General features: G+C 53.9%; 18 protein-coding genes, 5 tRNA genes and 2 other RNA genes. 1 reads left to right on the plus strand and 24 read right to left on the minus strand.

Annotated features, from left to right (window positions below; genetic code table 11):
• Positions 1-5: 5 nt before the first annotated feature.
• The 21 genes from nadA to MRY16398_RS20560 all read right to left on the minus strand — a co-directional run bounded on the left by nadA (position 6) and on the right by MRY16398_RS20560 (position 14,851).
• Positions 6-1,049 (minus strand): quinolinate synthase NadA, encoded by a 1,044-nt coding sequence (gene nadA / locus MRY16398_RS20460; protein ID WP_041852063.1) that lies wholly within the window; start codon positions 1,047-1,049, stop codon positions 6-8.
• A 212-nt stretch (positions 1,050-1,261) separates the two neighbouring features.
• A non-coding RNA gene (locus tag MRY16398_RS20465) (RtT sRNA) lies at positions 1,262-1,388 on the minus strand.
• A gap of 29 nt (positions 1,389-1,417) precedes the next feature.
• A non-coding RNA gene (locus MRY16398_RS20470) (RtT sRNA) lies at positions 1,418-1,545 on the minus strand.
• A 132-nt stretch (positions 1,546-1,677) separates the two neighbouring features.
• A tRNA-Lys gene (locus MRY16398_RS20475) sits at positions 1,678-1,753 on the minus strand.
• A 132-nt stretch (positions 1,754-1,885) separates the two neighbouring features.
• Positions 1,886-1,961 (minus strand) — tRNA-Lys (locus tag MRY16398_RS20480).
• 142 nt (positions 1,962-2,103) lie between these two features.
• Positions 2,104-2,179: transfer RNA gene (locus MRY16398_RS20485), tRNA-Lys, on the minus strand.
• Between the two features lie 3 nt (positions 2,180-2,182).
• Positions 2,183-2,258 (minus strand) — tRNA-Val (locus MRY16398_RS20490).
• A gap of 126 nt (positions 2,259-2,384) precedes the next feature.
• Positions 2,385-2,460 (minus strand) — tRNA-Lys (locus MRY16398_RS20495).
• Between the two features lie 164 nt (positions 2,461-2,624).
• Positions 2,625-3,413 carry a cell division protein CpoB gene (gene cpoB / locus MRY16398_RS20500; protein ID WP_041852064.1) on the minus strand — a complete coding sequence of 263 codons (789 nt, stop codon included), beginning with the start codon at positions 3,411-3,413 and terminating at the stop codon, positions 2,625-2,627.
• Between the two features lie 9 nt (positions 3,414-3,422).
• Positions 3,423-3,935 carry a peptidoglycan-associated lipoprotein Pal gene (gene pal, locus MRY16398_RS20505; RefSeq protein WP_041852065.1) on the minus strand — a complete coding sequence of 171 codons (513 nt, stop codon included), beginning with the start codon at positions 3,933-3,935 and terminating at the stop codon, positions 3,423-3,425.
• 27 nt (positions 3,936-3,962) lie between these two features.
• A complete protein-coding gene (gene tolB / locus MRY16398_RS20510; RefSeq protein ID WP_041852066.1) occupies positions 3,963-5,261 on the minus strand; it encodes a Tol-Pal system beta propeller repeat protein TolB in 1,299 nt (432 codons plus the stop codon).
• Positions 5,262-5,392: 131 nt separating this feature from the next.
• Positions 5,393-6,685: a cell envelope integrity protein TolA gene (tolA, locus tag MRY16398_RS20515; protein ID WP_125125093.1), complete on the minus strand. Its 1,293-nt coding sequence runs from the start codon at positions 6,683-6,685 to the stop codon at positions 5,393-5,395.
• Between the two features lie 38 nt (positions 6,686-6,723).
• On the minus strand, positions 6,724-7,161 hold the full coding sequence (gene tolR, locus MRY16398_RS20520; RefSeq protein WP_041852068.1) for a colicin uptake protein TolR: 438 nt from the start codon (positions 7,159-7,161) through the stop codon (positions 6,724-6,726).
• 3 nt (positions 7,162-7,164) lie between these two features.
• Complete coding sequence (gene tolQ, locus MRY16398_RS20525; RefSeq protein WP_090081892.1) at positions 7,165-7,857, minus strand: Tol-Pal system protein TolQ; 693 nt, start codon at positions 7,855-7,857, stop codon at positions 7,165-7,167.
• The gene (gene ybgC, locus MRY16398_RS20530) at positions 7,854-8,258 is read right to left on the minus strand and encodes a tol-pal system-associated acyl-CoA thioesterase (RefSeq protein ID WP_041852070.1); all 405 of its coding nucleotides are present in this window, start codon (positions 8,256-8,258) and stop codon (positions 7,854-7,856) included. Before ybgC ends, tolQ begins: the two co-directional genes overlap by 4 nt.
• A 207-nt stretch (positions 8,259-8,465) precedes the next feature.
• The gene (gene ybgE, locus MRY16398_RS20535; RefSeq protein WP_041852071.1) at positions 8,466-8,759 is read right to left on the minus strand and encodes a cyd operon protein YbgE; all 294 of its coding nucleotides are present in this window, start codon (positions 8,757-8,759) and stop codon (positions 8,466-8,468) included.
• A complete protein-coding gene (cydX, locus tag MRY16398_RS20540; protein ID WP_064572420.1) occupies positions 8,759-8,875 on the minus strand; it encodes a cytochrome bd-I oxidase subunit CydX in 117 nt (38 codons plus the stop codon). Before cydX ends, ybgE begins: the two co-directional genes overlap by 1 nt.
• A gap of 14 nt (positions 8,876-8,889) precedes the next feature.
• Complete coding sequence (gene cydB / locus MRY16398_RS20545; protein ID WP_041852072.1) at positions 8,890-10,029, minus strand: cytochrome d ubiquinol oxidase subunit II; 1,140 nt, start codon at positions 10,027-10,029, stop codon at positions 8,890-8,892.
• A 15-nt stretch (positions 10,030-10,044) separates the two neighbouring features.
• Entirely contained in the window at positions 10,045-11,613 is a 1,569-nt protein-coding gene (gene cydA, locus MRY16398_RS20550) for a cytochrome ubiquinol oxidase subunit I (protein WP_041852073.1), read from the minus strand.
• Positions 11,614-12,310: 697 nt separating this feature from the next.
• A complete protein-coding gene (locus MRY16398_RS20555; RefSeq protein ID WP_110295836.1) occupies positions 12,311-13,666 on the minus strand; it encodes a pyridoxal phosphate-dependent decarboxylase family protein in 1,356 nt (451 codons plus the stop codon).
• Positions 13,667-13,684: 18 nt separating this feature from the next.
• Positions 13,685-14,851 carry an MFS transporter gene (locus MRY16398_RS20560; RefSeq protein ID WP_125125711.1) on the minus strand — a complete coding sequence of 389 codons (1,167 nt, stop codon included), beginning with the start codon at positions 14,849-14,851 and terminating at the stop codon, positions 13,685-13,687.
• A 155-nt stretch (positions 14,852-15,006) separates the two neighbouring features.
• Between MRY16398_RS20560 and MRY16398_RS20565 the strand changes: the two genes are divergently transcribed.
• Positions 15,007-15,456 (plus strand): winged helix-turn-helix transcriptional regulator, encoded by a 450-nt coding sequence (locus MRY16398_RS20565; protein ID WP_041852076.1) that lies wholly within the window; start codon positions 15,007-15,009, stop codon positions 15,454-15,456.
• A gap of 74 nt (positions 15,457-15,530) precedes the next feature.
• Here MRY16398_RS20565 and sucD read toward each other — a convergent pair whose 3' ends face one another.
• From sucD to odhB, 3 genes are all read right to left on the minus strand, one after another.
• Positions 15,531-16,400 carry a succinate--CoA ligase subunit alpha gene (sucD, locus tag MRY16398_RS20570; protein ID WP_041852077.1) on the minus strand — a complete coding sequence of 290 codons (870 nt, stop codon included), beginning with the start codon at positions 16,398-16,400 and terminating at the stop codon, positions 15,531-15,533.
• Positions 16,400-17,566, minus strand: coding sequence for an ADP-forming succinate--CoA ligase subunit beta (gene sucC / locus MRY16398_RS20575; RefSeq protein ID WP_041852113.1), 1,167 nt, complete (start codon positions 17,564-17,566; stop codon positions 16,400-16,402). Before sucC ends, sucD begins: the two co-directional genes overlap by 1 nt.
• Positions 17,567-17,683: 117 nt before the next feature.
• Entirely contained in the window at positions 17,684-18,910 is a 1,227-nt protein-coding gene (gene odhB / locus MRY16398_RS20580) for a 2-oxoglutarate dehydrogenase complex dihydrolipoyllysine-residue succinyltransferase (RefSeq protein ID WP_041852078.1), read from the minus strand.
• Positions 18,911-18,923: the final 13 nt, after the last annotated feature.

Raw genomic sequence — 18,923 nt, forward strand, 5'->3', positions numbered from 1 at the left:
CCTCATTAAGAACGTAGTGTAGCCGCAAAATCCAACATACGGTTCAGTGGCAACAAAGCGCCTTCACGCAGCGCGGCGTCGACATGGATCTCGTGCGCCGCGCCGCCGTTCTCCAGCCCTTCGGCAATGGCTTTCAGACCATTCATTGCCATCCACGGGCAGTGAGCACAGCTACGGCAGGTTGCTCCCTCCCCGGCGGTCGGCGCCTCAAGTAACTCTTTCTCTGGCACCGCCTGCTGCATTTTATAAAAGATACCGCGGTCAGTGGCGACAATCAGTTGCTTATGTGGAAGTGTTTTTGCGGCATTGATCAACTGGCTGGTGGAACCGACCGCGTCGGCCAGTTTGACCACAGAGTCCGGAGATTCCGGGTGCACCAGGATGGCGGCATCCGGATAAAGCGCCTTCATGCGAGTCAGCGCCTGTGTTTTAAATTCGTCATGTACGATGCAGGCCCCTTGCCAGCACAGTACATCCGCACCCGTTTGTTTCTGTACGTAGCTGCCGAGATGGCGGTCAGGCGCCCAGATGATTTTCTCGCCGAGGCTATCCAGATGTTCAATCAACTCAACGGCAATACTGGATGTCACAACCCAGTCAGCACGGGCTTTCACTGCCGCTGAGGTGTTGGCGTACACCACAACGGTACGGTCAGGATGCGCATCGCAAAAAGCGCTGAACTCCTCAATCGGACAGCCCAAATCCAGCGAACACTCGGCGTTGAGTGTCGGCATAAGGATGGTTTTTTCGGGACTGAGGATTTTGGCGGTTTCACCCATAAAGCGCACGCCCGCGACCAGCAGCGTTGAGGCCGGATGTTTGGCTCCAAAGCGCGCCATCTCAAGTGAGTCAGAAATACAGCCACCCGTCTCTTCCGCCAGTTGCTGAATTTCCGGGTCCGTGTAGTAGTGCGCAACCATCACGGCATCACGCTCTTTTAACAGGCGTTTGATTTTTTCCCGATAAAATTCTTTTTCATCACGGCTCAGCGGGAGAGGCTTCGGGGGGAAAGGATAGATTGCGGCTTGCGGATCGAACATTACGCTCATCATGCTTACTCGTTTTACTGGCTTAACAAAATGCCTTTCTTTTACGACAGCGCGGGAAAGGTAAGGCGAATGCGTTTTATATACTAAACAAGATAGCGGATTAAGGGGTAAAAGTCACAAGAAATGAACGGATGGGTGATGAAGTGCAAGGGAAAGCGATGAATGGGCGCATTGCAGATAGCAAAAAAGCGCCGCCAGCGCCATTTTTACATTGGTGGGTCGTGTAGGATGACTCGCTTCGCCTCGCCCTCCGGGTCGCCGCCGCAGGCGGCTCCGTTGCCTCACTGCGTTCGACTCGAACCTGCTGCAGGTTCGAATCTTTTATATCGCAGATAGCAAAAAAGCGCCTTTAGGGCGCTTTTTTACATTGGTGGGTCGTGCAGGATGACTCGGCTTCGCCTCGCCCTTCGGGCCGTCGCCGCAGGCGGCTCCGTTGTCTCACTGCGTTCGACCCGAACCTGCTGCAGGTTCGAATCTTTTATATCGCAGATAGCAAAAAAGCGCCTTTAGGGCGCTTTTTTACATTGGTGGGTCGTGCAGGATGACTCGCTTCGCTCGCCCTTCGGGCCGTCGTCGTAAACGACTCCGTTATCCTGCACATCCTGATAACAGGATGCCACATAAAATTTGGTGGGTCGTGCAGGATTCGAACCTGCGACCAATTGATTAAAAGTCAACTGCTCTACCAACTGAGCTAACGACCCCTTGCGGGATTTTACTGCTTTAATCATTCAGAGTGGTGGGTCGTGCAGGATGACTCGGCTTCGCCTCGCCCTACGGGCCGTTGCTGACGCAACGTTATCCTTCACGTTCTCTACCAGTGACCACCTTGGAATTGGTGGGTCGTGCAGGATTCGAACCTGCGACCAATTGATTAAAAGTCAACTGCTCTACCAACTGAGCTAACGACCCATACGGGTGTCATCTGAAAGATTTTTACTCGGAACCACATAAAGCTGTGGATCGTGCAGGATGACTCGGCTTTGCATCGCCATTCGGCCGTCGCTAACGCAACGAGATCCTTCACGTTTAACACTGGAGTAAAGCGTTAAATTGGTGGGTCGTGCAGGATTCGAACCTGCGACCAATTGATTAAAAGTCAACTGCTCTACCAACTGAGCTAACGACCCGAGTGGTGGGTGATGACGGGATCGAACCGCCGACCCCCTCCTTGTAAGGGAGGTGCTCTCCCAGCTGAGCTAATCACCCGATACTACGCTGGATACTGACTTAGTGGTGGGTCGTGCAGGATGACTCGGCTTTGCCTCGCCCTACGGGCCGTTGCTGACGCAACGTTATCCTTCACGTTTAACTACCGCTTTCCACCAGAAAGATTGGTGGGTCGTGCAGGATTCGAACCTGCGACCAATTGATTAAAAGTCAACTGCTCTACCAACTGAGCTAACGACCCACTTTTGCGTTGCTTTTGGTTTGTTTGATATCCCGTGGCAACGGCGGCATATATTACTGATTTAAGAACGCAGCGCAACAAGAATTTCGAGGAAGATCACCTGACTGCTTATGATTCACGCGACAAGACCAGAAAAAAAGCGATTTCTGGTCATGTGCTATTCATCACATAGAACCGAGACGTTTCTGTGCCTGTTTTGCACCTTCGGTACCCGGATACTTCGCGACCACCTGCTGGTAAACGGCTTTCGCCTTCGCCGTGTCACCTTTGTCTTGCATGATCACGCCGACTTTAAACATCGCATCTGGCGCTTTCGGTGATTTTGGGTAATTTTTCACCACGGAGGCAAAATAGAACGCCGCATCATCCTTTTTACCCTTGTTGTAATTCAACTGCCCCAGCCAATAGTTGGCATTCGGAACATAGGTTGAATCAGGGTATTTTTTAACAAAGTTCTGGAATGCGGCAATCGCGTCATCCTGGCGAGATTTATCCTGTACCAGGGCAATCGCTGCATTGTAATCGGTATTGGCATCACCGCTTTGTACCGGTGCGCCAGAGGTTGCCGCTTCGTCAGGCGCTGCCTGTGCCGCTGCCCCACCCTGATCGCCCGAAGCCTGCTGCGTTTGACCTGCCGCACCGCCGTTACTCAGACTACCGATCTGCTGCTGAATTTGCTGCTGACGTTCAACAACCTGATTAAGCTGGTACTGACTTTCCTGAATTTGGCCACGCAGGGTGTCAATATCCGCCTGGTTATCAGCGAGTTGTTGCTGGAGTTGAGTTAAAAGCTGGCTGTGAGCATTCGAAATACGCTCGAGTTGAGTGACACGGTCTTCGACCGAGCCTGAGCCGACACTACTGATTGGCGCTTGAGCATTAGCGGCCCAGGGGGCCGCTATGCCAACCAGTAACGACAGACTCAATAAATGATGTCTGAGGTTACTGCTCATGCAATTCTCTTAGTAAACCAGTACGGCACGACGGTTTTTAGCGTAAGCCGCTTCGTCATGACCCAGTACTGCAGGTTTTTCTTTACCGTAAGAAACGATGGAGATCTGGTCAGCGGTAACACCTTTACCCTGCAGGTACATTTTAACGGCGTTAGCACGACGTTCGCCCAGGGAGATGTTGTATTCCGGAGTACCACGTTCGTCCGCGTGACCTTCTACGGTGACTTTGTAAGACGGGTTGCTACGCAGGAAGTTAGCGTGCGCGTCCAGCATCGCAGCGAAATCAGAACGGATGTCATACTTGTCCAGATCGAAGTAGACGATGTTGTTCTGCTGCAGCTGCTGCATCTGCAGACGAGCTTGCTCTTCAGAAGACATGTTACCGTTGCCGTTCATACCAGTGCCCGCACCCAGCATACCTTCGCCATTCTGGTCGTTGGTTGCTTTTTTAGAAGAACAGGCCGCGATTGCCATGATCGGCAGAACCAGCATCAGGCCTTTCAGCACTTTGTTCAGTTGCATTTCGTTAATTCCTTTAATTACCAATTATTATTTAGACAGATACGGCGACCAGGCAGGGGATTTCACCTGTCCATCAGACGCCGGAATACGCGCTTTGAAACGCCCATCTGTAGAAACCAGATTCAGCACGGATCCCATCCCCTGAGAAGAGCTGTAGATTACCATCGTGCCGTTAGGTGCCAGACTCGGCGATTCATCCAGGAACGTTGACGATAAAACCTGCACGCCACCCGCTACCAGATCCTGCTTGGCAATGTGCTGCTGACCGCCATCGGAGCTCACCATTACCATAAACTTACCGTCAGAACTTACGTCAGCATCCTGGTTTTGTGAACCCTGCCAGGTGATACGCTGCGCTGCGCCGCCGTTAACGTTAATTTTATAAACCTGTGGACGACCTGCCTGGTCGGAAGTAAACGCCAGATTCTGGCTATCCGGGAACCAGGTGGGTTCAGTGTTGTTGCTGCGACCGTCGGTGACCTGACGGATTTGACCAGACCCCAGATCCATCACATAGATGTTCAGGCTACCGGTTTTTGACAGCGCAAAGGCAATTTTAGAACCATCCGGAGAGAACGCCGGCGCACCGTTGTGACGCGGGAAAGACGCAACCTGACGAATTGCGGTGCTGGACAGATCCTGAATCACCAGCGCAGAACGACCACTTTCGAAGGTCACATACGCCAGTTTAGAGGCATCTGGCGACCACGCCGGAGACATCAGCGGCTGCGAAGAGCGGTGAACAACGGCAGTGTTGAAACCATCGTAGTCAGAGACGCGCAGTTCGTACGGGAACTGGCCGCCACTGCTCTGCACGACATACGCGATACGGGTGCGGAATGCACCTTTAATGCCGGTCAGTTTCTGGAACACATCGTCACTGGCAGTGTGCGCGCCATAGCGCAGCCACTGTTTGCTGACGTTGAAGGAGTTCTGTGCCAGTACGGTACCCGGCGCACCGCCGGTGTCGACCAACTGGTAAGCCACTTTATAGGTGCCATCCGGGTTCGGGCTGACCTGGCCCACAACGACGGCATCAATACCCAGCGCAGACCATGCTGCGGGCTGAACTTCCTGGGCCGTCGCCGGCTGCTGAGGCAGACGAGAACGATCCAGAGGATTGAATTTACCGCTGTTACGCAGATCCGACGCCACGATATTGCCGATATCCTCTGGCGCGCCGCCAGGGCCTGCCCACTGGAAGGGCACAACACCGATTGGGCGTGCCGAGTCCACCCCCTGGGTGATCTCGATACGTACTTCTGCGTGCAGCACCGCTGCCCACAGCATCAGAAAACCAAACGCTACACGTAATGCCTGCTTCATCTCATCTCCCTTATCCGGGCGGAAAACCCGCGATAATTTAGCAGAATGTTAACAAACTCAAATAGACAAAACTACTTCACACACTGGTACAACTTAGCTCGTATTTTCTCTTTTACATGAGAAAAACGTTACTAAGGTTTAAAGTCCAGTGGCGCATTTTTAAACACTTCGTAAACCGCCTGGCTTGGTGGCTTAGGAATTTTTGCCTGGCGTGCCGCTGCCAGTGCAGCCTGACAAAGCGCAGGATCCCCACCTTCAGACTGAATGTCTTTCAGCGTACCATCAGGGCCAAGTTTTATACGTAACGTACAAACCTTGCCAGTAAAGGACGGATCCATATAAAACTTGCTCTCAATGGCCGATTTGATCATACCCGCATAGTTGCTGATATCAGCCCCGGACGCACCATTATTTTTCGTGTTACCACTCCCGGCGGCGGCGGCATTAGCCCCTTTTGCACCACCACCTGTTTTCGGCGCATTCTTACCGGAACTCAGGTCGCCCAGCAGATCGTCAACGCCTGACGCGGCAGCCGCTTTCTCTGCAGCCGCTTTCTTGGCTGCAGCAGCTTTCTCGGCAGCGGCTTTCTTGTCGGCAGCAGCCTTCTCAGCAGCGGCTTTCTTATCTGCAGCGGCCTTCTCAGCAGCAGCGGCTTTTTCAGCGGCGGCTTTCTCTGCCGCTGCCTTCTCGGCAGCCGCGGCTTTTTCAGCGGCGGCCTTCTCTGCTGCGGCTTTTTTCGCAGCGTCCGCAGCCGCTTTCTTCTCAGCATCCTGCTGAGCTTTCTTCGCGGCTTCGGCTTCGGCTTTCTTCTGAGCATCGGCTGCAGCTTTGGCCGCTTCAGCTTCGGCTTTTTTCTTCGCATCAGCCGCCGCTTTAGCTGCATCGGCTTCTGCTTTTTTCTGTGCATCGGCCGCCGCTTTCTTCGCGGCTTCCGCGGCTTCTTTTGCCTGTGCATCCGCTTTCGCTTTTGCATCAGCAGCGGCTTTTGCTGCAGCTTCTTCCGCCTGTTTTTGCGCTTCCTGCGCTTTCTTCGCGGCGTCTTCTGCTTTTTTCTGTTCTGCGGCCTGCTCACGGGCAGCTTCTTGCGCCTGCAAACGTTCCTGCTCAAGCTGTTTTAAGCGCTCCTGCTCGGCAGCCTGTTTTTCACGCAGTTCTTCTGCCTGCTGCTGGGCCTGCTTGTCACGTTGCTCTTGCGCACGCTTTGCGCTGGCCTGTTGCTGCTGCTGACGGTTGTAATTCTGGACAACGGCACCGGGATCGACCATTACCGCATCAATAGAAGAACCGCCGCCGCCACCCGCAGAAGCATCAATATTTTCATCAAACGAACTCCAGATCAGCAGTGCAACCAGAATCACATGCAACACCGCCGAAATGATTATCGCTCGTTTAAGTTTGTCGTTTTGTTCGGTTGCCTTTGACACTCTCGGTTCCCAAAAACTGCCGCCTGTTAAGCCGGTGATCAGATAGGCTGCGTCATCAAGCCAACCGATTTAACACCCGCGCTGTGTAACAGGTTTAGCGCTTTAATGATTTCATCGTAAGGCACTTCTTTTGCGCCACCGATCAAGAAAACGGTTTTCGGATTTGATTGCAGGCGACGCTGCGCTTCTGCAATCACTTGCTCTGGCGGTAGCTGATCCATGCGATCTTTTTCCACCACCACGCTGTATTGTCCGACACCGGAAACCTCAATAATGACCGGAGGATCGTCATTGGTGCTGACGGTTTTCGACTCTGTCGCATCCGGCAGGTCAACCTCCACGCTCTGGGTGATGATCGGTGCGGTTGCCATAAAGATCAGCAACAGCACCAGCAGCACGTCCAGCAGCGGAACAATATTGATTTCGGATTTGAGGCCACGACTGTTACGGCTGCCCCGTCCACGCGTTCTGGCCATGGTTTACCCCTTGTTGCTCTCGGTGCTGGTAAACGCCTGACGATGCAGAATAGCCGTGAACTCTTCCATAAAGTTGTCGTAGTTCAGCTCCAGTTTGTTCACGCGCTGGTTCAGGCGGTTGTAAGCCATTACCGCCGGAATCGCTGCGAACAGGCCGATTGCGGTGGCGATCAACGCTTCGGCGATACCCGGCGCAACCATCTGTAAGGTTGCCTGCTTCACCGCACCCAGTGCGATAAAGGCGTGCATGATCCCCCACACCGTACCAAACAGACCAATATACGGGCTGATGGAGCCGACGGTACCGAGGAAAGGAATATGCGTTTCCAGGTTTTCCAGCTCGCGGTTCATCGAAATGCGCATCGCCCTGGATGCCCCTTCGACAATCGCTTCCGGCGCATGGCTGTTGGCACGGTGTAAACGCGCAAACTCTTTGAACCCGCTGTAGAAGATTTGTTCCGAACCCGTCAGGTTATCACGACGCCCCTGGCTTTCCTGGTACAGACGCGACAGTTCAATGCCCGACCAGAACTTGTCTTCAAAGGCTTCCGCTTCACGACCGGCTGCGTTGAGAATGCGCGTTCGCTGGATGATGATGGCCCAGGATGCGATTGAAAAACCAATCAAAATCAACATGATAAGTTTGACCAGAAGGCTAGCCTTCAGGAACAAATCAAGGATGTTCATGTCAGTCACTGCTTAAACTCCGCGACAATAGACTTGGGAAGCGCACGAGGCTTCATTAAGAGTGGATCAACACAGACAATCAGTACCTCAGCTTCGTTCAGAACTGTATTCTCTGCGTTGACGATCCGCTGCGTGAAGACCAGAGAGGTCCCGCGCATTGATGTAATTTCCGTTTGGACTTCGAGCATATCGTCGAGTCTGGCGGGCGCAAAATACTCCAGCGTGAGCTTGCGTACCACGAATGCGACGCGCTCGGCCAGCAAGACTTGCTGGCTAAAGTGATGGTGGCGCAGCATCTCAGTGCGTGCTCGTTCATAAAAAGCCACGTAGCTGGCGTGGTAAACCACACCACCGGCGTCGGTATCTTCGTAATAGACACGAACCGGCCATCGAAACAGCGTTGTATTCACTTTACATCCCGGTAATGCAATTAAATTGTGTCCTGTCATGGTTCGCGGATGGTGCTGATGAACAATGGCAGGACTCAACCTCAAGTTAGAGCTTTTAAACTTCGCTACTATACGCGCGGGGAAGATGGTTTGGAATGGGTAGAAGTAAACGGAGAGTAAAAATATATGGGCTTTTGCAAGCCCATATCATAAGCGGAGATTTCTTATTCAAAAGAAGAAGAAAATCAAACCTGCCAGCATTACCAGGTCTGCGATCAGCGGGCAAAAAATGCCTTGCCAGTGTATCGCGCGGGGACGGAATCCTACTCCATGAATCACACCAGCGCAGACGGCCCACATCAGCAGAAAGCCATGCCAGATTTCCAGGTCGCTGGTCTTTGCCGCGAAGCGCGAGGGATCCCAAAAGATACAGCCTGCCAGCACTAATGCCATAATTAAGGAAAGCGCCCTTAACGGGCGCTTATCCATTACCGCATAAAGTTTCGCGATAATCTCGTTCATCAATGCTCTTCTTGCTTACCGGCTTTCAGCGCTTCCACGTGTTCAAATGCCAGCGCCGTAATCACTCCAAAAGCACAGGCAAGAAGCGTTCCTAAAATCCATGCGAAATACCACATTATCAGCTCCTTACTTAGTACAGAGAGTGGGTGTTGCTTTCGATGTCTTCTTTCGTAATACGACCGAACATTTTCCAGTAACACCAGGCGGTGTAAATCAGGATGATCGGTACGAAGACCAGCGCCACAAAGGTCATCAGGTTCAGGGTCATCTGACTGGAGGTAGCATCCCACATGGTCAGACTGGCGTTCATCATAATGCTTGACGGCATGATGAACGGGAACATCGCGATACCCGCAGTCAGGATAATGCAGGCCAGCGTCAGTGAAGAGAACACGAACGCCAGTGCGCCTTTTTCCGCACGCGAAGTCAGCACCGTCAGCAGCGGCAACACCACACCAAGTGCAGGAATCGCCCACAATGACGGGATGTTATTGAAGTTTGCCAGCCAGGCACCGGCCTGACGCGCCACTTCTTTATTCAGCGGGTTGGAAGCAGCATGGTGATCCATGGCGGAAGTCACAACATAACCATCAATACCGTAGACCACCCACACCCCGGCCAGCACGAAGCAGATCGTAGTAACCAGTGCAGCAACCTGCGAAGTAGTACGTGCACGCAGATGCAGTTCACCCACCGTACGCATTTGCAGATAGGTTGCGCCCTGGGTGATGATCATCGCCACGCTTACCACACCGGCCAGCAGACCAAACGGGTTAAGCAACTGGAAGAAGTTCCCGGTGTAGGTCAGACGCAGATATTCATCGACGCTGAACGGTACGCCCTGCAGCAGGTTACCAAAGGCAACACCAATGACCAGCGGCGGCACAAAGCTACCGATGAAAATGCCCCAGTCCCACATGTTGCGCCAGCGGCTCTCTTCGATCTTAGAGCGATAGTCAAAACCTACCGGACGGAAGAACAGAGAAGCCAGCACCAGGATCATCGCCACATAGAAACCGGAGAACGCGGCGGCATAGACCATTGGCCAGGCAGCGAACAATGCACCACCCGCGGTGATCAGCCATACCTGGTTACCGTCCCAGTGTGGTGCGATGGAGTTAATCATCACACGGCGTTCGGTATCGCTACGACCCAGGAAACGGGTGAGCATGCCCACCCCCATGTCGAAGCCGTCGGTGACGGCGAAACCGATCAGCAGAATGCCAACCAGCAGCCACCAGATAAAACGTAATACTTCATAATCGATCATTTGACGACTCCTGTCTTAGCGTGCCGGCTGAGAAGCCACAGTGGACTGCTCGTAATGATAGCGGCCAGTTTTCAGGCTGCTTGGGCCCAGGCGTGCGAACTTGAACATCAAGAACATTTCAGCCACCAGGAACAGGGTATACAGACCGCAAATCAGGATCATCGAGAACAGCAGGTCGCCTGCGGTCAGGGTCGAGTTCGCCACGGCGGTCGGCAGCATTTCACCGATAGCCCACGGTTGACGACCGTACTCCGCCACAAACCAGCCGGATTCGATAGCAATCCACGGCAGCGGGATGCCATACAGCGCAGCACGCAGCAGCCATTTTTTCTCGCCGATGCGGTTACGGCAAACGGTCCAGAACGACACGGCGATGATGAACAGCATCAGCACGCCACACGCCACCATAATACGGAAGGCGAAGTACAGCGGCGCCACACGTGGAATGGAGTCCTGCGTTGCCTGTTTAATCTGCGCTTCGGTCGCATCCGCCACATTCGGCGTATAGCGTTTGAGCAGCAAGCCGTAACCCAGGTCTTTCTTCACGTTGTTGAACTCATCGCGTACGGACGGGTCTTTCGAACCGGAACGCAGTTGCTCAAGCAGGTGATATGCCTTCATACCGTTACGGATACGCTCTTCATGCTGCACCATCAGGTCTTTCAGGCCGATAACCGGCGTGTCGACAGAACGGGTAGCGATGATGCCCAGCGCGTAAGGGATCTGGATGGACATATGGTTTTTCTGCGCATCCTGGTCCGGAATACCAAACAGGGTAAACGCTGCCGGTGCAGGTTGGGTTTCCCACTCTGCTTCGATGGCCGCCAGTTTGGTTTTCTGCACGTCACCCATTTCGTAACCAGATTCATCACCCAGTACGATAACGGACAGTACAGCAGCCATACCGAAGCTCGCTGCGATAGCAAAGGAGCGTTTCGCGAACGCGATGTCACGACCGCGCAGCAGATAGTAAGAGCTGATACCGAGGATGAAGATAGCACCACAGGTATAGCCAGAGGCCACGGTATGGACAAATTTCACCTGAGCAACCGGGTTGAGTACCAGTTCGGCGAAGCTGACCATTTCCATACGCATGGTTTCGAAGTTGAAATCTGCAGCAACCGGGTTTTGCATCCAGCCGTTTGCCACAAGGATCCACAACGCGGACAAGTTGGAGCCCAGCGCGACCAGCCAGGTCACTGCCATATGCTGTACTTTGCCCAGACGATCCCAACCGAAGAAAAACAGACCTACAAAAGTGGACTCGAGGAAGAAGGCCATCAAACCTTCAATGGCCAGTGGCGCACCGAAGATGTCCCCAACGTAGTGAGAATAGTAAGACCAGTTAGTCCCGAACTGGAACTCCATGGTCAAACCAGTGGCCACGCCCAGTGCAAAGTTGATACCAAACAACTTGCCCCAGAACTTGGTCATATCTTTATAAATCTGTTTGCCGGAGAGGACGTAGACCGTTTCCATAATGGCCAGCAAGAACGCCATACCGAGCGTCAGTGGCACAAAAAGGAAGTGGTACATCGCGGTCAAGGCAAACTGCAAACGTGACAGTTCGACTATATCTAACATCATGACTCCTTGCTCATCGCATGAAGACTCCGAGAGTAAACCTCGTCAGCGAAGGTTTACGCGCATGCCCCAATACAAAAGTTGTTGCACTTTTAAATCATCATCAGCAATAACGTTGATGCTGATTCAAAAAAGTTACAACTACGTTAATAAAAAACCCAAATTGATCTCTCGAATATATTACTCCGCAAACCCCTTACAATAAAAAGGTTTTTATTGTGTTTGTTTTACGTTTTTCGACAGTGATCAATTTATACTGAATTTAGCAGTTTTAAGCCAATTTGATCGGCGACAATTTAACTATTTTTGATGCCTTTTCCAAGCTTTTAAATATTGATTTAAATCAATTTCATCACTTTCTGTTAATTTTGTAGACACGACATCCTTTTAGTAAAAAAGGTGTTAACAATATGTATATCTTAACGCAGACAACCGTTATCAAACGGTCGCGAAAGAGAAATAATTACCCGCTTATTTAACGTTTAATCCTGGGTGTGCATTGCGGCTTGCAAAAAAGGTCCGATCGCTCAGGTAAAAAGAGGTGATGTTATTCCCCCCTCATTTATTTCACAATAATTTCACTTTCAGAAAAAAATATTTAACACCACAAGGTTACTATTCAATAAAAAAGGCCGCGCAGTGTTACGCAGCCTTAAGTAAAAATCTAACAGGAACGGCTTATTAACATTCCTCAAGGTTATGATTGTTGGCTTTCCGCATTAATTTGTCCCAACAATTCCAGAAGCGCATCCACATCCTGCCGCTGTGTGCGCCAGGATGAAACACTAATACGTAGCGCTGGCCTTCCCTGCCAGCGGGTAGTGCCAAACCAGGTTTTACCCGAGGCTTGTGCCGCAGCCAGTACGGCCTCCGTTTGCGCGTCACTTCCGCAACGAAACAGTACCTGATTAATCACCACACGGTTCAGCACCTCAAACCCAAGCTGTTTCAGCCCCTCGCTGATGACGCGAGCCAGCATGCAGTGTCTGTCGACCATCTCGCGTACCCCTTCACGCCCCAGCACGCGCAGCGCGGCCCAGACCGGGATTCCTCGTGGGCGACGAGAAAACTCCAGCGTCAGATTCTTCTGCGCATCGGCACTTGCGCTCATGTAGACTGCATCGCTGTTCATCGCCCCGGCCAGAACCTGAGGATCGCGACAAATGACCATCGCGCAATCATAAGGCGTGTTGAGCCACTTATGAGCATCGGTGGTCCAACTGTCAGCCAGTTCAATGCCCTGTGTCAGCGCCGCCTGTGATGACGCGCGAGCCCAGAGACCAAAGGCGCCGTCAACATGGACCCATGCCCCTGCCGCGTGGGCCCGTGGGATAATCTGCGCGAAAGGATCAAACTCACCTGTATTCACCTCCCCTGCCTGCAGGCAAAGTATGGTACGGGCATCAAGCGGCGGCAGTTGCTGCACATCAACACGCCCGAACGCGTCTACTGGCGCAATAATCAGTCGCGACATGCCGAACCCCAGAATACGCAGCGCCTTTTTCACCGTGATGTGAACCAACTCAGAGACCACCACTTTGATTTCCGGCGCGCCGGGCAACCCGTCGTTGTCGATATCCCAGCCTTCACGTGCCAGCAGCTCACGGCGCGCTGCCGCCAGAGCGGCTAAGGTACATGCCGTTGCGCTGGTGCCAAAACCAACGGCGCTTTCACGCGGCAAGTCCAGCGCTTCCAGCACCCAGCGGCCCGCAACACGTTCCACCGTGTCGGCTACCGGTGAGTTCAGAAACGACGACGCGCACTGATCCCAGGCGACCATTAACCGCTCAGCCGCTGAGGCGGAAGGCAATGTCGCCCCCACCACGAAACCAAAATAACCCGGCCCGTTCGATGCTGTAGTCGCAGGTGAACCGATATCATCCAACAGGGCCAGCGTCTGCTCAGCCGATTCCCCTGCCTGCGGTAGCGGTTCATCAAACGCGCTTAGCGCGGCGATAGCATCAGCATCAGGAAAAACGCGTCGCGTGCTGTTCCCCTCCAGATAACGTAAGCCGCGCGCATCAGCCTCAGCCAGCAGTTCCCGTTCGTTCATCTTATTACCCCTGTTGTCTTAATTCTCATCTGGCATCAGATGCCGCGTTAACGCCCATATCATCAGCGCCAGTAAACTTACCGTCGCCCCTAATAAACAGACCCCCTGCCAGCCATAGTGAGCAAATACCGCAGTGGTCGCGATAGCCCCTACCCCACTTCCCGTGGCGTAGAACAGCATATAGAGGGCAATCAGCCGCCCGTGTGCCGCTGACGTGCGCAAAATCATGCTCTGATTGGTAACATGCAGCGCCTGCCCACCCAAATCCAGCAGCACAATCCCTACCAATAACAGTGCCAGGGAATGCTCAAGCTGTGACAGGGGCCACCATGCCAGTGATAGCAGCATCAGCGCATAAAAACTGGTGCGCTGCCCATGACCGCGGTCGGCATCGCGCCCGGCTCGGGTCGCGGCAAGGGCTCCCGCCACACCGGCAAGCGCAAACAGCCCAATCACCGTATGCGAAAAACCATAGGGAGGCGCACTTAGCGGGAGCACCATCGCACTCCAGAAAATCGTAAAGGCGGCAAACATTAACAACGCCAGCACGCCGCGAATTTGCAATACGCGATCGGTACAGAGTAATGTCAGCATCGAGAACAGCAGTTGTCTCGCACTGACGGATTCGGGATGCACACCAAAGCGCGGTAGTTGTCTCCAGAGCAGCGGCAGCAGTACCAGCATCATTAACGCAGAAACGCCATATACTGCGCGCCATCCCGCCAGATCGCTCACCACACCGGCAAAGACACGCGCCAGCAGCAAACCGATAAAAACACCGCTCTGGGCCGCGCCGACCACCCGCCCACGCTCCTGAACATCGGCAGCACTGGCCGCACAGGCGATAAGCCCCTGCGTCATCGCCGTGCCGAGCAACCCCGTCGCCAGCATGCCCACCAGCAAAACCCAGGCAGATTGCGCCATCACAACGATACCAAGCGCAGCAATCAGTGCCAGCAGTTGCAACAACATCAGGCGCCGTCGCTCCACAATATCCCCCAACGGCACCAGCAGCAGTAATGCCAGCGCACAGCCCACCTGCGTGGCGGTGACCACACCGCCCACCGCAGCCTGACTGATGGCGAAGTCCCGTGCCAGCATGTCGAGCAGCGGTTGCGCGTAATAAACATTCGCCACACTCAGCCCACTGGCGATGGCAAACAGCAACACCAGGCTACGCGGCATCGCTGTCGGTTTCATGGTTTCACTGCATAGGGGTGCAGCAGGCATACTGCATATCTCTTCTTTCATCGCCCCACCTGGTTGCAAAAGAAAACTAGTTGAAGCGTAAATAAACCAGTTTTAAAATGCAACTTGAAAGTTTTTCACGAGGCCCGGCCATGACATCTGAACGCTCCCCCGCTTACCAGCCCTGCCCGGTCGCCCGGTCAGTCGATATTATCGGCGATCGCTGGGCGCTGCTTATCGTGCGCGACGCGTTCGACGGCGTGCGGCGTTTTGGCGATTTTCAGCGTGGCCTGGGGATGGCGCGCAATATTCTCACCGACCGTCTGCGTAAGCTGGTCGAGGCGGGTATTTTCGCCACCCAGCCTGCGTCTGACGGCACGGCGTATCAGGAGTATGTGCTGACGCAAAAAGGGCAATCACTCTTTCCGGTTATCGTCGCACTACGTCAGTGGGGCGAAGGCCATCTGTTTGCCCCGGGCGAACCGCATTCGTTGCTGGTGGATACACGCACCGGTGAGGCCATCCCTCCGATGGCCCCGGTCGCGCCTGACGGCCAAAGATTGACCGGTGAAAACACCCGCGTGCGTAAAATCGGCGCATAAAAAAGGCCGCTCTTTTCGGAGCGGCCAACCATGTCGAACATATTACAGCCCCTTTCAACGAGGGGCATTGAGTCTTATTTGATAATCGCTTTCAGCGCTTCGCCGATATCGGCCAGGCTGCGAACTGTTTTCACGCCAGCGGCTTCCAGAGCGGCGAATTTCTCATCCGCTGTCCCTTTACCCCCTGCGATGATTGCACCCGCGTGACCCATACGTTTGCCTTTCGGCGCGGTCACACCAGCGATATAACCAACAACCGGTTTGGTCACGTGATCTTTGATATAAGCCGCCGCTTCTTCTTCCGCGCTACCGCCGATTTCACCGATCATGACGATCGCTTCGGTCTGCGGATCTTCCTGGAACAGTTTCAGGATATCGATGAAGTTAGAGCCCGGGATCGGGTCACCGCCGATACCCACACAGGTGGACTGGCCGAAGCCGTAGTCGGTGGTCTGCTTAACCGCTTCATAGGTAAGCGTACCAGAACGGGAGACGATGCCCACTTTGCCTGGCTGGTGAATGTGGCCCGGCATGATGCCGATTTTGCATTCGCCTGGGGTGATAACGCCAGGGCAGTTCGGCCCAATCATGCGCACGCCCGCTTCGTCGAGTTTCACTTTCACAGTCAGCATATCCAGCGTCGGGATACCTTCGGTGATGGTGATAATCAGCTTAATGCCTGCGTCAATCGCTTCCAGAATGGAGTCTTTGCAGAACGGCGCTGGAACATAGATAACAGACGCGGTTGCGCCCGTCGCTTCTACCGCTTCACGCACGGTGTTAAACACCGGCAGGCCCAAATGGGTGGTGCCGCCTTTGCCTGGCGTAACGCCGCCGACCATTTGCGTACCGTAAGCAATCGCTTGTTCGGAGTGGAAAGTACCCTGGCTTCCGGTGAAACCCTGGCAGATAACTTTGGTGTTTTTATCAATTAAAACGGACATTATTTCCCCTCCACTGCGGCAACGACCTGCTGCGCTGCATCCGTCAGACTTTTCGCTGCAATAATATTCAGGCCGCTGTCAGCCAGACGCTTCGCGCCCAGCTCCGCGTTGTTACCTTCCAGACGAACGACAACCGGTACGTTAACACCCACTTCTTCTACCGCGCCGATGATGCCGTCGGCAATCAGGTCACAGCGAACGATACCGCCGAAGATGTTAACCAGAACGGCCTTCACGTTTTCGTCAGACAGAATGATTTTGAACGCTTCGGTTACGCGCTCTTTGGTCGCGCCACCACCCACGTCGAGGAAGTTTGCCGGTTCGCCGCCGTGCAGCTTAACGATGTCCATCGTCCCCATCGCCAGGCCTGCGCCGTTAACCATGCAACCAATATTGCCTTCCAGCGCAACGTAGTTCAGTTCCCAGTGTGCTGCCTGCGCTTCGCGCGGGTCTTCCTGAGACTGGTCGCGCATTTCGCGCAGTTCGGATTGACGGAACAGTGCGTTGCCGTCAGCGCCCAGTTTGCCATCGAGGCAGATCAGGTCGCCCTGTTTAGTGATGACCAGCGGGTTAATTTCGATAAGCGCCAGGTCGCGCTCCAGGAAAATGGTCGCCAGGCCCATAAAGATTTTGGTGAACTGCTGAACCTGCTTGCCTTCCAGGCCCAGTTTGAACGCCAGCTCGCGCCCCTGGTACGGCATGGGGCCGGCCAGCGGGTCAAGGGCGATTTTGTGGATAAGGTGCGGGGTTTCTTCCGCCACTTTCTCGATTTCTACGCCGCCTTCGGTAGACGCCATGAACACAACGCGACGGGAGCTACGATCAACAACAGCGCCCAGATACAGCTCTTTGCCGATGTCAGTCGCTGCTTCAACCAGGATCTGGTTGACCGGCTGACCATTGGCGTCTGTTTGATAGGTCACCAGACGTTTGCCAAGCCAGTTTTCCGCGAACGCGCGAATATCTTCTTTGCTGTTAACAACTTTTACACCGCCCGCTTTACCACGGCCACCTGCGTGTACCTGGCACTTCACTACCCACGGACCCGCGCCGATTTTGGACGCAGCCTCTTCCGCTTCACGCGGCGTCGTGCACGCATAGCCTACAGGAGCAGGCAAACCGTAACGGGCAAAAAGCTGTTTTGCCTGATATTCATGTAAGTTCATGTGTTCTATCCATCCTTCATTAGACTTGTTACGCCGGACGGCGCTGCGCACATCCGGCTTACAATGCAGGTGTTCGTTTTTGTAACCCGGCAGCATTACGCCGCCGGGCAAAGGACACTACACGTCCAGCAGCAGACGTGTCGGATCTTCCAGCAGCTCTTTAATCGCCACCAGGAAGCCAACGGATTCGCGGCCGTCAATCAGGCGGTGATCATAAGAGAGCGCCAGATACATCATGGGCAGAATTTCAACTTTGCCATCTACAGCCATCGGGCGGTCTTTAATGGCATGCATACCCAGAATGGCGCTCTGCGGTGGGTTGATGATTGGCGTAGACATCAGCGAACCAAACACACCGCCATTGGTAATGGTGAAGTTACCACCGGTCAGGTCTTCAACGGTCAGTTTGCCGTCACGCCCTTTCACCGCCAGATCTTTAATGCGTTTTTCGATATCGGCCATGCCCAGGGTATCCACATCACGCAGAACCGGGGTTACCAGGCCACGCGGCGTAGAGACCGCCATGCTGACATCGAAATAGTTGTGGTACACCACATCGTCACCATCGATAGAGGCGTTCACTTCCGGGTAGCGTTTCAGCGCTTCCACCACCGCTTTTACGTAGAAGGACATAAAGCCCAGGCGGATGCCATGACGTTTTTCAAAGGCATCGCCGTACTGCTTACGCAGATCCATAATCGGCTTCATGTTCACTTCGTTAAAAGTAGTGAGCATGGCGGTGGAGTTCTTCGCTTCCAGCAGACGCTCCGCTACACGTTTACGCAGACGGGTCATCGGCACGCGTTTTTCAGAGCGGCCCGCCAGTTGCGGTGCAGCAGGTGCTGCAGCCGGCGCGGCAGGTTTACTTTCTTCTTTTTTCGCCGGTGCTTTCGCCAGATGTTTTTCAATATCTTCGCGAGTCAGACGGCCACCGACGCCGGTGCCTTTAATGGCGCTGGCTTCAAGATTATGCTCGGCCAGCAGGCGACGAATAGCCGGGCTGAGCGCGTCGTTGTTTTGCTCTTCGAGAGACGCCTGCTGGCGCTGAGCCGGGGTAGACTCTTTGGCGTCAGATTTTGCGCTGCTCTCTTTACCTGCGCTGTTACCTTCGCGCAGGCGGCCCAGAATCTGGCGTGACGTTACGGTAGTGCCTTCATCTTCCAGCACTGCGTCCAGAATGCCGTCTGCCGATGCCGGTACTTCCAGTACCACTTTGTCAGTTTCGATTTCTACCAACACTTCATCGCGTTGGACGGTATCGCCCGGTTTTTTGTGCCAGGTCGCAACGGTCGCGTCAGCAACGGACTCAGGCAGGTCGGGTACAAGAATATCTACGCTACTCATTATTTATCCTTTA

The sequence above is a fragment of the Phytobacter sp. MRY16-398 genome (genome assembly GCF_003925915.1).
In the GTDB taxonomy this organism is placed as follows: Bacteria; Pseudomonadota; Gammaproteobacteria; order Enterobacterales; family Enterobacteriaceae; genus Phytobacter; species Phytobacter diazotrophicus.